We start from the raw sequence: 14,727 nt of genomic DNA, 5'->3' as shown, positions 1-14,727 counted from the left end.
TTGCAGTTCCTCGATCGTGATTTTCTGTAGTCAATTCGGAACTGCATGCTTCAGAACGATTCATGCCAATTCATTGCCAAAAATCGTCGGAGTACGGATTTCGTCAAAAGAGAAATGATTCTGAGAGTGTCGTCGGCTAGATATTTAGTTTGATAGCTTGATTCATTTGGACACATTGTTTCACTTCACTTCACTTCGATGCGCCACGATTCAGTTCGAGCCAAATAGGTCGTGAGACAATTTATTTGAATGGTAAGTCGCGTAGCTTGTCACCTCACGGAGCCTATGCTTGCGCGATTGTCACCATAGTGGCGGCAGTATTGAAGCTCTGAGTGATTCTTATTTTGACCACTGTGAGTGGCCGATCGGGGGCGACGTCCAGGGCACTCGCAGCAACGTTCGACGTCGCGGAGAGCGGTGAAATCGATCGCGAGGAATATATATGTACAGGACCAGCAAGCTCGTGGTTCGTTAGCTATGGCGCACGGCCGGCGTGCGCCGCATTTATGCTGGAAGCCTCGTTTGCTCATTCCGAATCGAACTGGTGATGGCTGACCAACTCTGTTACCTATGTCTAGCGCCACGGTCAACTTCGATGACAGTGCCTCTCATTGCGGTATGTTGCTCGTTAGGTTTCTGTTGTAAGGGTTCCTAGAGTTCCTTTCAACTGCTTTGCTCTATTTCGGATGCGTCCATCCCACCAGGTTGCGTTGCTGCACCAGGTCGGTTTTGGGGAGGGCTGTCGGCCACGCGTCATACTTTGTTCGGGAATGGAGAAATATATCGGTAAGGCCTATCCCTGTGGTAATCGAGGTGCGGCGATTGATGAAGCTATCAAAGTCTGAATAGGCGCACACTGGCGCCTCAAGTGAGCGGCTCGGTACGTCGGTGCGGCGACAAAAAAATCCCGAGATCATCAATCTGATGGATCGCCTCGCCGGGCCACTCACCTGAGAGGAAATCTCGTTGGAGCGAACAAAATTAGTAGCGGTTGGGCGGCGGTCCGTTGTTCGCGTTTTATCGTCTGTGGAAACGCGACATTCGCCGATCAATGGCCACAGACGACCGGCGGATTTTCTGAGTGTGTTGAGTTGTGAGGTAGCCCCAGTTTGCTCACTCGAATGTCGGTGAATGCGCGAGCGCGATACAGTCGTTGTCGTGGCTCCAGTAAGCAGGCGGGCAGACTTTCTTTGCGAAGTCGACTCCGTTTGAAGGGGCAGGGCGCCATCGTCTTCCTTGCACCTTTTCTGAAGGTGTAAGCGAAAGAACCGCCAACCAGTTCAATCGATATGCGTCGGACTTTATGACTCTTCGATCGGGGCTGCTATATGGATCGTCCCACGGATCGGTCAGGTCATGAATCCCAGATTCGGAAGCAAGTGGTCTCGCGGCGTATCCTAGGCTCGAATTTCAGGAATGGGCCCAGTCGGCTTCGTCAAGTTGGCGGCGGTCAATCCGATCGTGATTGGCAAGCAGTGTCCGGATGGTTAGGCTGGATACCTTGAAGTGATGAGCAACGTCCTGCTGGTTCTCCATCGAGTAGTCGCCGTCCAGCATGTCGTCAACCACTTGAAACGGGCTGAGGAGTTCGGCTGCGAATGCACGCTGGGCTTTCTGGCGGTAAGTATTCGAACGCGTGGCAGGACGCATTGGGTCTGCGGTCGGGTAAACCAACTGGTCGCCCAACAGGCGCGCCAATTCAAAACGGCGGCCCGTATCGTACCGGGAACGTAATATTGTTCGCTGGTGCTTATCGAACTCGGACAACGTAAAGGACAAATCAATCGCCTGTCCCGAGCGTTTTAGGATGTCACGAGTTGCACCGAACATGCCGGCGAGTCGATCATCTGAGATTGCAACATCCGGATCGATTTTTTCCTGCGAGCGAAGCAATTGTGCTGCACGGATGCCAACGCGCCAAGCCGGCTCAGCTTCATGTGAAATTGGCGAGTCTAGCTTGACTTGGTCTTGCGGGTGGGTCACGGTTCCTTGCGAACGCCCTATTGCGATCAGGTGTTCGATATCTGGGATCGCTTTGCCAGGAATACGGTTGGCCGCAATTTCCTCAAGTGCCGCCTGACCGGTCGTCTCAATGTTGCTTGCGAACTCCTGCAACTGGTCCTCGTTCATCTCGCCGGGATCTTCCCCAAGCAAGGCTTCGAGCTTACGCCGCACAGACAGGATTGGGTCTTGGCGTTCATCGAGCACGTCCCGCCAGATATCGTGTAGGTTGCTACCTCTGATATTGCGAGTTACCAGTCGTTGGAATACTGTTTCGATAAACAGATCAATGCCATTTTCAAATTCGGCGGCATTTAGAACGTTCACGCTATCGCTGATATATCGGAAAGGGGTGCTAGCACGCTCAACAGTGGGCCTACATACGAGCGTGATCTTCTCCCCATCGGAGTCGATGCGGATGTTTGGCCAAATGTAGCCGCCACCGATGCTTGCCATCGCATGTGAGAGCTCCCAGTCAAGCGACTGCTTGCGTGGTTCCCAGCGTAGGCGCCACCAGTTCCAAGCGAACCATTCTGCCAAATGATAAGCCGACAAATGCGGTGTCTGTTGGATGCTTTGCAACAGTCGATCGTGGCCGGTTGTCAGACAGGTGTCATAGGCATAGATGCCAAGCATGGCAAAGCCAGCTCGCTCTTCGGGGGAGCCAGTCTCAAGTTCTGCCCAGTCGGTTCTTATTGACCAGCGTTCTGACATCTTTCTTTCCAGATCGATTTTACGTACCTGTACATCTCGTCTTCATCTTCCAACGGATACCCATGGTACTCGCCGGTACCGTGGGTGTCGGTCTTGGCTTCAAACACTTCGCCTTGATCGGAGACGCTCCAGATGAATTTCGGGTATCCATCTTGCTGGGGTTCGCTGAAAAGCCCATAGTCGATGCCGCTATTCACCAGTTGCTGCGCTTCATTCAAGTCAATGGGGCGCACCATGTCGCACAGTGACTTGGTAGGTCGAGGGTTCGCCTTAGGAAATCCATAGTTGGCAGGGTAACGCTTATGGTGACCGCTGCCGACATAACGTACAGCACTCTTCAGAGCCGTCCTTTCTTCCTGTGTCAGGCAGTGGGCGGAGGCTATACGGCGTTTGGGGTTATTTCCGGGGCGGCGTGCCATTACCGTGACGCGGCTTGGCCAACAAGCCGACTATTCTCCAAGTTGATTTTGCCGCATTTTCGCACAAATACGCGAACCGTCTCTCGCTTCCGAGAAGGCCGATCAAATCCGGGTTGGGAGCGCATGTGCCGCCGTCCCGAGCCGGGGCAAACCTTGGCGACGAATCACAGGTGCCTCTGAGCTGGCCAGATGTAGTGGTCTAATGAAACCGGACACTGATCTAGGCGAAAATGCTCGCCATGAAGAGGTGTCTGATGACCATGTGATGGACCCAGGCATTTCCCTTCCAAGGCAGAAGTCCTGGACGAGTCGCAGCGAGATCATTATCAACGTCGCGGTAACACCCCATGATACGTACGAAGGCACATCCCATCGTGAACGTAGACAGCGGGACGACCATTACCGATGCAATAAGGACGCGCTGCCGCCCGTACCGATCTCCGACGTGACTGAGAATCAGGCCGCCGAGAGGTCTCGAGAGATAACCAATGGCGAACACGACGAATGACCGTGCGAGCGCTACAAGCAGATCGAGCATCGGGAAAAACGCCTTGCCGATGTCGGAACAGCGGGGCGCAAAGCCACGCCCATGTACTAATTGGGTTTTACAATTGAACTAGAGTAAACGGGAAAGGGTCGGTTATGCCGTGTTCCAGGAGAGGGGGAGGGAAGCGCTTCCAACAGGGGACAACCCTTTCATGCGTTGGCTATGCCTCCAGCCCTGCCAGAAGTTCGTCGACAGCTTTGTAGACGCGATCGACCACACCCTTTCCGACATCTTCCTCCAAACTGGCGTACAGATGCTCGAGGTCGCCGCTGATCGCTGAAAAGATGCCTTCGCTCGTCGACGTCAATGAAACGAGGACGCGCCGCTGGTCTTCGGCAAAGCGTTCTTTCGTGATGAGGTCCAGCGATTCCATTCTTGCAAGCACCCCAGCCATGCTCGGGCTCGAAATGCTGCATAGGTCGGATAGCTGGCGCGGTTCCATGCCGCCGTGTTCATGGAGCGCCCGAATGATTCGCCACTGCTGGTCTGTCACTCCGTGAGCAGAGATAAGTGGTCTGAACCTCTCCATCATCTTTTCTCTCGCACGCAACAGCAACATTGGCAGATTTCTGTGCGGTACCGGCGGCTTGGGCATTCTCTTCATCCGTGGAGCAAACAATCCAACTTTGGGTAGATATTGGGGGAAACCCTTAAATATCGAGTCTCTCCTTGACTGGCGATGATAGCAAGCCAAATAATACTCACATGTTAGTAAATTTTGGGGCGCAATTGTGTCTTTGCCACACGACTATGTTCTGCATGTAACTGGGGAGCCGCTCGCGCGCGACGTGACGGCCGGTGACGCAAATAACTTGCTGACCAGCGGTGTCGGCTGTTTGCCGCCGGTAGATGGAACGGTGTATGGGACTCTTTTGAACGATGCCGGTAGCTTGGCGGCGCTTGGCAACGCAGTTCATGAGGCGCCCTATAAAGCGCCGCCCAAAGCACCGATTCTCTACGTGAAACCGCGCAACTCCATTGTTGGTCACCGATCTGCAGTCGAAGTGCCCGCTGAGGGGGCGCAACTCGGGGGCTCGCTGGGCATCGTTATCGGCCGTGTCGCTTGCCGTGTGAGCGAAGCCGATGCGCTCAAATACGTCGCGGGTTATGTGACGGTTGCCGATCTGTCTGTGCCGCATGAAAACGTGTACCGCCCGTCGGTGCGATTCCGCGCGCGAGACGGCTTCTGCGTCATTGGGCCGTGTGCTGTGGCAAAGAGGTTCGTAGCGAATCCAGACAGCCTCGCAATCTCCGTAGAGGTCAACGGGGAGCGGGTGTTCCGCGCTGACACGAGCACCGCCTTACGAGGCGTCGCGCGGTTACTTAGTGACGTGACGGAGTTCATGACGCTTTTGTCGGGAGATGTGCTGACGCTGGGGGTGCCTCATGGCGCGCCAGTCGCCTACGCCAACGACAGTGTGCGTATCGCGATGGGCGACCTGCCGCCGTTGGAATTTTCGTTGGTCGCGCAGAAGGGGATTCAATAATGCGAGCAAGAGTTGCCTACGCCGGCGCAATTCACGAGGCCTATCCGCATGCAAATGGAGTGAGACTGGCCGATGGTCGAATTTGTGCTGAAGACGAAGTAGTTTGGTTGTCGCCGATCGAGCCGGGAACGATTATCGCGCTCGGCCTCAACTATGCCGAACATGCCAAGGAACTCCAGTTCTCCAAGCAGGATGAGCCGCTCGTGTTCCTCAAAGGGCCAGGAAGCGTAATCGGCCATCGCGGCTTTACTCGCCGTCCCAAGGGCGTGGCGTTCATGCACTACGAGTGCGAACTCGCCGTGGTCATTGGGAAGCCCGCAAAAAACGTCTCGCGTAACCAAGCCATGGATTACGTGTCCGGGTACATGGTCGCAAACGACTATGCCATCCGAGACTATCTGGAGAACTACTACCGTCCCAATCTACGCGTAAAGAATCGCGACGGCGGGACAGTGCTTGGTCCGTGGTTCGTGGATGCAGAGGACGTCGCGAACGTGAATGACTTGGGGTTGCGGACCTACGTCAACGGCGAGCTCCAGCAGAACGGGAATACGTCCGACCTTGTGAACGATATTCCCGCCCTGATTGAATACCTGAGTGGCTTTATGACTCTGGCACCGGGAGACGTCATTCTGACCGGCACACCCGAAGGGATTGTCAACGTAGACGAAGGTGACGAAGTCGTCTGCGAAATCGACGGCCTGGGCCGTCTGGTGAATCACATTGCATCTGACGCCGTCTTCAATCGCGGCTGACCCTCTACAGGAACAACTATGCGTATCGAACACCTTATCAACGGCAAGGAAGTGGCCGCTGCGGATTACTTCGAAACCGTGAACCCGGCGACGCAAGAGGTGCTTGCCGAGGTCGCGAGCGGTAATGCTGATCACGTCAATCAGGCCGTCCAGGCGGCCAAGGTCGCTTTCCCTGCATGGGCGGCAAAGCCCGCGACGGAACGTGCAAAGCTGATTCGCAAGCTGGGCGAATTGATTACGCAGAACGTGCCGGAACTGGCGAATACGGAGACTCGGGATACGGGCCAGACGATTTCACAGACTGGAAAGCAACTTGTGCCGCGTGCGGCAGATAACTTCACGTACTTTGCTGAAATGTGCACGCGTGTGGACGGACATACGTATCCGACGCCGACGCACCTGAACTACACGTTGTTTCACCCGGTTGGCGTCTGTGCACTGATTTCGCCTTGGAACGTGCCCTTCATGACGTCGACCTGGAAGGTTGCCCCGTGCCTGGCATTCGGCAATACCGCAGTTCTGAAGATGAGCGAACTTTCGCCGCTGACCGCTTCGATGCTGGGGCAGCTCGCCCTGGAGGCGGGGATCCCGGCTGGCGTACTCAATGTGGTCCACGGCTATGGCAAGGATGCTGGTGAGCCCCTGGTCGCACACCCGGACGTTCATGCCATTTCGTTTACCGGTTCGACGGCTACTGGCAATCGTATCGTTCAGGCCGCGGGATTGAAGAAGTTCTCCATGGAGCTTGGTGGCAAGTCTCCGTTCGTGATCTTCGACGATGCAGATTTCGAGCGAGCATTGGACGCCGCAATCTTCATGATCTTCTCCAACAACGGCGAGCGATGCACGGCCGGTTCGCGAATTCTGGTTCAAAAGTCGATCTACGCCAAGTTCGCCGATCGCTTCATCGAGCGTGCCAAGCGACTGACGGTCGGCGACCCGCTCGACGACAAGACCATCGTCGGACCGATGATCAGCCAGGCTCACTTGGCCAAGGTGCGTAGCTATATCGCGTTGGGCCCGAAGGAGGGCGCGACGCTGGCTTGTGGTGGCCTTGATGCCCCGAACGTCCCGGATTCGATGAAGAAGGGTAATTTCGTGATGCCGACAGTGTTCGTCGATGTCGACAACCGTATGCGTATCGCGCAGGAAGAGATCTTCGGCCCGGTGGCTTGCCTGATCCCGTTTGAAGATGAAGCGGAAGCGATTCGTCTCGCAAATGACATCTCTTATGGACTGTCGAGCTATGTCTGGACCGAAAGCACCGCCCGCGCCCACCGAGTGTCCGCTGCAATCGAGGCTGGCATGTGCTTCGTGAATAGCCAGAATGTGCGCGACCTGCGTCAGCCTTTCGGCGGTACGAAGGCATCGGGCGTTGGCCGCGAAGGTGGTACCTGGAGCTATGAAGTGTTCCTGGAGCCGAAGAACGTGTGCGTGTCTCTGGGGGATCACCATATTCCGCGGTGGGGCGTGTAAGCCGCAGCGTATCAGAGCACACGAGAATTAGGAGACTTGAATGGGAAAGCTAGCGCTGGCGGCAAAGGTGACTCACGTCCCTTCGCTTTACCTGTCTGAACTTGATGGCCCCAACAAGGGCTGTCGGCAAGCTGCAATTGATGGTCACCATGAGATCGGTCGCCGTTGCCGCGATCTCGGCGTGGACACCATCGTGGTGTTTGACGTGCACTGGCTGGTGAACAGCGAGTATCACATCAACTGTGCGCCGAAGTTCGAGGGTATCTATACGAGCAACGAACTTCCGCACTTCATCAACAACATGCCATATGCCTACCCGGGAAATGTTGAGTTGGGCAAGGCGATTGCGGAAGTCGCCAACGAGATGGGCGTGAAGACGCGTGCCCATAGCGAGACGTCGCTGGATCTGGAGTACGGCACGTTGGTGCCTATGCGTTACATGAACTCGGACCAGCACTTCAAGACGGTGTCGATCTCCGGTTGGTGCATGTGGCATGACCTGGCGACGAGTGTTCGTTTCGGTCTGGCCGTTCGTCGCGCGATCGAGGAGCGTTACGACGGCACCGTTGCCATTCTTGCCAGCGGGTCGCTCAGCCACCATTTCGCGAACAACGGCACGGCGGAACAGTTCATGAACAAGGTTTGGGATCCGTTCCTCGAGCAAACCGACCGTCACGTTGTTTCCCTCTGGGAGCAAGGCGACTGGAAGACGTTCTGCGAAATGCTTCCGCTTTACAACGAGAAGTGCTGGGGAGAAGGGGGCATGCACGATACGGCAATGCTGCTCGGCGCTCTCGGCTGGGATAAGTACGAAGGCAAGGCGGAGGTGGTGACGCCTTACTTTGGCAGTTCTGGTACTGGGCAGATCAATGCGATCTTACCGGTAACTCCGCTTCCAGCCTGATCACTTGCGAGAAAGTCCATGCCTCATCTGACTCTTGAGTACAGCGCAAATCTGGCGGGCTTCCGTGACATGTCGGAGCTTTGCGGACGACTTGCCGAATGTTTGGCCTCTGTCCGTGAAGACGACAAGCCTGTGTACCCCGTTGGTGGGATCCGCGTGCGTGCCATTCGGTGCGAGGTCTACTCCATTGCCGACGGCGAATCCGTTACCGATGCGTTCCTGCACGCAGAATTGAAGATCGGTGCAGGGCGCAGCGAGGCAGTTAAGAAGCGAACGGGAGATGCGCTCTTTGAGGTGATCAAAGCGCATTTTTCGGAGCATTTTTCCAAGGACGGTTTGGCACTGTCGCTGGAGATCTCGGAATTTTCCGAAGCCGGCACTTGGAAGCACAACAACCTGCATGCTCGGCTGAAGGCCAAGCATGCCCAGGAGTAACCCTTCATGCTTGATCAGAAAATCATCCAGGAGCTTGCTGCGAAACTGGATCATGCGGAGCAAACTCGTCAGCAGCTTCGACACTTTTCCGCGGCATACCCGGAGATGACCATTGAAGATGGTTATGCCATCCAGCGTGAGTGGCTGAAGCTGAAATTGGCGCGCGGCCATGTTGTCAAGGGCCGAAAGATCGGGCTTACGTCGCGCGCAATGCAACGTTCGTCGCAGATCAACGAACCGGATTACGCGCCGCTTCTCGACAGCATGTTTATTGAATGCGGTCAAGACATTCCCGCAAGCCGATTCATCGCCCCGCGCGTTGAAGTCGAGCTGGCGTTTGTGCTGAGCAAGCCTCTTGAGGGGCCAAATGTGACGCTGTTCGACGTGCTTGATGCGACGGCTTACGTTACGCCGGCTATCGAGATTATCGATGCCCGAATCGAGCAGTTCGATCGCGAGACCAAGGCGCCGCGCAAAGTGTACGACACCATTTCCGATTTTGCGGCCAATGCCGCCATTGTGACCGGGGGCCGTCCAGTGCGTCCGTTGGACGTGGATCTCCGATGGGTCGGCGCACTGCTATACAAGAATGGTGCGATCGAGGAAAGCGGTCTTGCGGCTGCGGTGCTGAACCATCCGGCAACCGGTGTGGCTTGGCTCGCGAACAAAATTGCACCGTATGGTGAGAAGTTGAACGCCAATGATGTCATTCTTTGCGGCTCATTCACGAGCCCGATTACGGCGAAAGCGGGCGATACCTTCCATGTCGACTACGGTCCGCTTGGTGGCATTGCACTGAATTTTGTTTGAGGCAGGACATGAAAAACCCTGAGAACGCGTTCAAACGCGAGCTGACTTCGGGAAAGCGGCAGTTTGGGCTGTGGGCGGCGCTGGCTGATGCGTACGTCATCGAAATCCTGGCAACCAGTGGATTTGACTGGCTTCTGATCGACAACGAGCACGCACCGAATGACGTGCGAAGCACGCTTGGTCAGTTGCAGGCGATCGCCCCCTATGACATCAGTGCTGTCGTTCGTCCGGTCACCGCTGACGCTGCTTTGATCAAGCAGTTTCTCGATATTGGCGCGCAGACGTTGTTGCTGCCGATGATTGATACCGAGGCACAGGCGAAAGCTGCGGTTGCTGCCACTCGTTACCCGCCGCATGGTATCCGCGGAGTCGGAAGTGCACTGGCGCGAGCGTCGCGTTGGAACAAGGTCGACGGATATCTTGGCGGTGCTGCCGATGAGATCTGCGTACTGGTTCAGGTTGAGACGGTCATAGGTTTGGCCAACCTGTCGGCCATCGCTAACGTGGATGGGGTCGATGGGGTGTTCTTCGGGCCGTCGGATCTAAGCGCGTCGATGGGCCTTCTCGGGAAGCCGGGCGACGACAAGGTACGCGACGCGATTTGCTCCGGTATTCGAGAAGTCCTGGCCGCGGGAAAAGCCGCAGGTGTCCTGGCGCCGGATCGAGCAATCGCCCAACAATACATCGACGCCGGCGCGACGTTCGTTGCTGTCGGCACCGACGTGGGGCTCCTGAACGCCGGGGCAACACAACTGGCTGCGGCCTGGAAGGGAACTACCACGACTCAAGATCGCGAGCGCGGTGGCTATTGAAGAGGCCTCATTGTCTGTTTCACCCCGGCACGGCGCCCGTCGAGCCGGATTATGCCGGCTCCACGTCAATGGGCTGGCCCTTGGGATTTCCCAGTAGCTTGGACAAGCTGTCCGCGTGAGCCATTAGGCGGGAGGCGATGGTTGCGATCGTGTCCTTGTCCAAGCGCACACTTGGTCCGAACACGCCGATTGATCCCGCCACCCGCTTGCTATGGTCAAAGAAGGGCACTGCAATGGCAATTGCGCCGTTGATCAGCTCGTTGTGACTGACGGCGTAGCCCAGCTTCTTAACCGATTGCAGCTTCTTGGCCAGCTCCTTCGGGTCATAATCAATATCTGAACAGTATTGCGCGAGTTCCTGAGGTGTCGGATCCATCCACGCGAGCAGTGCTCGGCCGCTTGCGCCCCGAGCGATTCGCTCGCTGTAGCCAACACCTCGACGGAATGACAATGGCTGGGAGCTAGGCAGTTCCGCAACACAGATCCGGGTATTGCCTTGGGGCACGAAGAGGGCGACCGTTTCGCCAGTTTCTTCCCAGATCTCGCGGAGAATCGGTTTCGCGATCGCGGATACGTCGAGGCTGGACGACCAGGCCCAAGCCAATCGCCCCACCGCAGGTCCCAATCGGAAGCGCTGCGGATCACCTTCCCCAAGGACGAATCCGTTCTGCTCAAGGGTGTAGAGCAGTCGGTAAAGCGTCGGGCGACTCAGGTCGACGCGCTTGAGTAGCTCGCCAACGGAGAGGTCTCGGTCCGTTTCCCCGAACGCTCGCAGAATCTCCAACGCTCGCTCAACAGCGCGAACACCATCCCCACCTTTTTCCTTGTCTGCTGCTGGCATTGCGATCAACCTTATGTTGTCTCTCTTGGAAGTCGTTATATTACCTGTTCGCCTGATGGACTCCAGTGAAAATTCAACGGCGCATGGGGGCCTTCTGACCTTACCCCGCCGAGGACGTGACCTTCGAAGAAATGAATCTGAAAGGTCCTCACCCCCATTGAACGAATCTTCCTGCGGGCTGTTCACGAAAGGCGTGTAGGCGAAGCAACTCTGATACAGGAGGAGGGGGGAGTGGCTATCCGAAAAACAACGATTGCTGTTGGGACCTTTGCGAATTACTGACTTATTCGCAGTTGAACGAAGGCAAGGGGCGTCCCAGACATCGGGACGCCCCAAGATGCGAAACATCATGCGACGCTTATGACAGCGCTTCTGAACCGTGCACGGCTCGATACGTCAGCAGCTCTTCGATGCCGAATCGGCCATTCTCCCGACCAAAGCCGGAGTCTCCGACGCCGCCAAACGGTGTGGCCAGGTTCTGCGGCGCGCCATTAATGACAACCTGTCCCGTCGTCATTTGCGACGCGAACGCTGCGGCCTGAGCGACGTCGGCGGACCAGACCGCGCCTGACAAGCCATAGCGGGTCGAGTTTGCGAGACGGATCGCGTCAGTCACCGAGTCGTATCCCATCAACGCGAGCACCGGTCCGAACACCTCCTTCTGGGCGATATCCATGTCGGGGGTTACGTCGGAGAACAGCGTCGGCGGAACGAACCAACCCTGCGACTGCTTGCTAGTAGCTCCATCCCCGCCAGTACATAGCCGAGCGCCGCCAGCACGCGCTTGTTCGATCATCCGATTTATGTGTCCGAACTGGGATACAGTCGCTACCGGACCCAGCCTGGTTTCTGCGCTCATCGGATCTCCCATCGGCCATGCTTTCAGCGCCGCCCGGACGCGATCTACGATTTCTGGCACCAGACGGGAGGGCGCGATCAGACGAGATTGGCTGACACACGCCTGACCTGCGTTGACTAGTGCCAAGCGTGCGACGGCCGTGATAGCCAGATCAAGATCTGCGTCGTCGAGAATCACCGCTGCTGACTTCCCGCCGAGCTCCAGCGTGACCGGTGTCAGGTTTTCCGCGGCGGCAGCCATGATTTGGCGGCCAACGTTAGTCGAGCCAGTGAAGCTGATCTTGTTGATGGACGGACTCGTTACCAAGGCGTGTCCGACATCAGCGCCGCCCCAGACCAAATTCACTAGGCCGGCAGGTGCACCACTCGCGTGAATGGCTTCGATGAATAGCTGTCCCGCACCTGGCGAGACCTCGCTGGGCTTGAGCACTGTGGTGCATCCCGCCGCAATTGCCGCAGCCACCTTTGCAACGATCTGGTGGAGAGGGAAGTTCCATGGCGTAATTGCCGCGACAACGCCAACGGGAACGCGTTGCACTAATCCGTTACCGACGCGCTCGGTCCAGGTAATGGCGTCAATGCCTTCAATGGCAAAGTCCAGTCCGCGCAACCCCATGGGGACTTGCATTGCGCAGCCCAACCACACGGGGCAGCCCATCTCGCGCGCGAGTGATTCAGCGAAGGCTTCTGTGCGCTTCTCGATCTCGGCGCGCAAGCGAACCAACAGTGCCTTACGGTCGGCCAGACTGCTGCTGGCCCACGCCGGCAGTGTTTTTTGAGCCGATGCGATCGCTCGCTGAACGTCTTCGGGCGAGCAGGACCGAACTTCCCCGATGATCTGCTCGGTCATAGGGCTGACGACGGGGATGTGGCTGGCGCCGTTGGAGGCGGCCAACCCACCGTCGACGTAGAAGTGGTTGTATTGCTTCAACGGTACACCTCGTCAAGCGGGTTGGTCGGCGCAGCCGGGCCAGACATGCCGCTCATGGGCTGCAGGCGGAGGAGATGCCACGGGCTCGGCATGACACCGACCTTCACTTCGATCATCACGGGGCCATCGTGCTGCATGGAGTCCTTGACTGCGCCGCCCAATTGCTCCGGATTCTCCACCTGCGTGAACGCGATGCCGAATGCTTGCGCCAGGCTACGGAAGTCGGGGTTGGTTAGATCAACTGCGACCTCGGCGCCAAACTCGCGCTTCTGGATCGATCGAACGTTGCCGTAGTGGCCGTCGTTGAACACGATCAGCGTCACCGGCAAGTTGTAACGTCGTGCCGTTGCGAGTTCCTGCATGTTCCAGCCGAAGCCGCCATCACCCGTGATCGATACGACGCGACGCCCGCCTGCGCCGACGGCGGCGCCAAGCGCCAGCGGGAAGCCATACCCAAGTGTGCCTTGATAACCCGGGCCGATGTAGGTGCGCGGGCCGTAGACAGGCAACGCAATCCGAGCCAGGTAGCCGATCTGCGTCAACTCGTTAACAAAGACAGCATCGTCAGGCATTGCGGCGCGCAGTTGCGAGACATATTCCGCTTGCGGCGAGATCGCATTGATTTGCCCCTGTGCCCAGTCCTTGACCTGTTGTGCGTTCTCATTCGAGATTGCCTCACGCGAGATCAGTCGATCGGTGAGCACGGGCAGCGCTTGCGCTGCGTCTGCGGTAATTGCGACCTCGGGCGAGCGCGGAGCGCCGAGATCAGCCGGGTCAATATTGATATGGATGAAACGCGTCTTGCCGGCCGGCCAGGATGCGGTCGGGGTAAGAACGTCGACAAAGCGGCTACCGACGACAAGAACGACGTCGGCGTGTTGGAAGACGGCACGGCCTGCCAGCGAGTTCATTGCGAGCGGGTGGCGATCGCTGAGTGCTCCACGGCCGTTGTCACTCATGACGACAGGTGCGCCAATTTTTTCCGCCAGCGCTTGCAGATGCTCGGTCGCGTCCGTGTGGAAAATGCCGCTGCCGACATAGATGACGGGCAGGCGAGCTTCGTTCAGAAGCTTTGCTGCTGCGTCCAGGGCTTTGCTGTCGAGTTCGCCATTGGGCGCGCTGCCGCCGGCGGCGCTTTGATCGGTAATTGCGTCGAGTTTCGCGCTCAGATAGTCGTGCGGAATTTCGATGCCGACCGGACGGGGGCGGCCCGTCGCGAGTTGGCGGAACGCCTCATTGACGGCTCCAGGAATCTCGGTCGGACCGTTCACAAACTGATTCCATTTGGTGAGGCCCTTAACGAAGCCCGTTTGGTCCTTGATTTCATGAAGCAGGCCGCAGCCGCGCCCTACGCCGGTCGAGTGAATCTGGCCGGTCATGAAGAGAACCTTTGAGTTGGATGCGTACGCGGTTGCCAGTCCTGCACCGGCGTTAAGTGCGCCAGGGCCCGGCACCACCATCGCGGCACCGACCTTGCCGGACGCGCGGTAGTAGCCGTCAGCCATGTAGGTCGTGCTTTGCTCGTGACGAGGCACGAAGAGGCGAATTTCGTCACTGCGTTGGCGCAGAGCGTCCACGGCCCAGTCAAGCTGGATTCCGGGAATCATGAACAGGTCGCGAACATCGTTATCGATGAGGCTTTGCACGAGTAGTTGGCCGCCGGTCTTGGTCATGGGGTTCTCCAGTGTTTGAACAGGTGAGTGGCGAGAGCGCGTCAGGATCTCTCGCGACAGATCG

Annotated in this window: 13 protein-coding genes; 7 read left to right on the top strand and 6 right to left on the bottom strand. The window is 57.3% G+C overall.

Going from position 1 to position 14,727, the window contains the following annotated elements; all coding sequences use genetic code 11:
- Positions 1-1,410 precede the first annotated feature (1,410 nt).
- The 3 genes from ACE3UG_RS09295 to hpaR all read right to left on the bottom strand — a co-directional run bounded on the left by ACE3UG_RS09295 (position 1,411) and on the right by hpaR (position 4,240).
- Entirely contained in the window at positions 1,411-2,715 is a 1,305-nt protein-coding gene (locus ACE3UG_RS09295; RefSeq protein WP_374622674.1) for a hypothetical protein, read from the bottom strand.
- The gene (locus ACE3UG_RS09290) at positions 2,694-3,134 is read right to left on the bottom strand and encodes a hypothetical protein (RefSeq protein WP_374622672.1); all 441 of its coding nucleotides are present in this window, start codon (positions 3,132-3,134) and stop codon (positions 2,694-2,696) included. The genes ACE3UG_RS09295 and ACE3UG_RS09290 overlap by 22 nt, the downstream gene beginning before the upstream one ends.
- A 707-nt stretch (positions 3,135-3,841) precedes the next feature.
- Positions 3,842-4,240, bottom strand: coding sequence for a homoprotocatechuate degradation operon regulator HpaR (hpaR, locus tag ACE3UG_RS09285; protein WP_374622669.1), 399 nt, complete (start codon positions 4,238-4,240; stop codon positions 3,842-3,844).
- A 172-nt stretch (positions 4,241-4,412) separates the two neighbouring features.
- Between hpaR and ACE3UG_RS09280 the strand changes: the two genes are divergently transcribed.
- From ACE3UG_RS09280 to hpaI, 7 genes are read left to right on the top strand one after another with little or no spacing between them, the layout of a single operon-like run.
- Positions 4,413-5,168: a fumarylacetoacetate hydrolase family protein gene (locus ACE3UG_RS09280; protein WP_374622666.1), complete on the top strand. Its 756-nt coding sequence runs from the start codon at positions 4,413-4,415 to the stop codon at positions 5,166-5,168.
- A complete protein-coding gene (locus tag ACE3UG_RS09275) occupies positions 5,165-5,923 on the top strand; it encodes a fumarylacetoacetate hydrolase family protein (RefSeq protein ID WP_374622897.1) in 759 nt (252 codons plus the stop codon). The genes ACE3UG_RS09280 and ACE3UG_RS09275 overlap by 4 nt, the downstream gene beginning before the upstream one ends.
- Positions 5,924-5,941: 18 nt before the next feature.
- Entirely contained in the window at positions 5,942-7,399 is a 1,458-nt protein-coding gene (hpaE, locus tag ACE3UG_RS09270) for a 5-carboxymethyl-2-hydroxymuconate semialdehyde dehydrogenase (protein WP_374622663.1), read from the top strand.
- A gap of 40 nt (positions 7,400-7,439) precedes the next feature.
- Positions 7,440-8,303 (top strand): 3,4-dihydroxyphenylacetate 2,3-dioxygenase, encoded by an 864-nt coding sequence (hpaD, locus tag ACE3UG_RS09265; RefSeq protein WP_374622660.1) that lies wholly within the window; start codon positions 7,440-7,442, stop codon positions 8,301-8,303.
- An 18-nt stretch (positions 8,304-8,321) separates the two neighbouring features.
- Complete coding sequence (locus ACE3UG_RS09260) at positions 8,322-8,738, top strand: 5-carboxymethyl-2-hydroxymuconate Delta-isomerase (RefSeq protein WP_374622657.1); 417 nt, start codon at positions 8,322-8,324, stop codon at positions 8,736-8,738.
- Between the two features lie 6 nt (positions 8,739-8,744).
- Positions 8,745-9,548: a 2-oxo-hept-4-ene-1,7-dioate hydratase gene (hpaH, locus tag ACE3UG_RS09255; RefSeq protein WP_374622654.1), complete on the top strand. Its 804-nt coding sequence runs from the start codon at positions 8,745-8,747 to the stop codon at positions 9,546-9,548.
- A gap of 8 nt (positions 9,549-9,556) precedes the next feature.
- Positions 9,557-10,360: a 4-hydroxy-2-oxoheptanedioate aldolase gene (hpaI, locus tag ACE3UG_RS09250; protein ID WP_374622651.1), complete on the top strand. Its 804-nt coding sequence runs from the start codon at positions 9,557-9,559 to the stop codon at positions 10,358-10,360.
- 49 nt (positions 10,361-10,409) lie between these two features.
- Here the strand turns inward: hpaI and ACE3UG_RS09245 are convergent, their stop codons facing one another.
- The 3 genes from ACE3UG_RS09245 to ACE3UG_RS09235 all read right to left on the bottom strand — a co-directional run bounded on the left by ACE3UG_RS09245 (position 10,410) and on the right by ACE3UG_RS09235 (position 14,663).
- The gene (locus tag ACE3UG_RS09245) at positions 10,410-11,201 is read right to left on the bottom strand and encodes an IclR family transcriptional regulator (RefSeq protein ID WP_374622648.1); all 792 of its coding nucleotides are present in this window, start codon (positions 11,199-11,201) and stop codon (positions 10,410-10,412) included.
- Positions 11,202-11,559: 358 nt separating this feature from the next.
- Complete coding sequence (locus ACE3UG_RS09240; RefSeq protein ID WP_374622645.1) at positions 11,560-12,990, bottom strand: aldehyde dehydrogenase family protein; 1,431 nt, start codon at positions 12,988-12,990, stop codon at positions 11,560-11,562.
- Positions 12,987-14,663: a thiamine pyrophosphate-dependent enzyme gene (locus ACE3UG_RS09235; protein WP_374622642.1), complete on the bottom strand. Its 1,677-nt coding sequence runs from the start codon at positions 14,661-14,663 to the stop codon at positions 12,987-12,989. The genes ACE3UG_RS09240 and ACE3UG_RS09235 overlap by 4 nt, the downstream gene beginning before the upstream one ends.
- Positions 14,664-14,727 lie beyond the last annotated feature (64 nt).

The sequence above is a fragment of the Pandoraea sp. genome, from assembly GCF_041919235.1.
GTDB lineage: Bacteria > Pseudomonadota > Gammaproteobacteria > Burkholderiales > Burkholderiaceae > Pandoraea.
The sequence above is the reverse complement of the archived record's forward strand: the minus strand, read 5'-3'. Positions and strand labels throughout refer to the sequence as shown.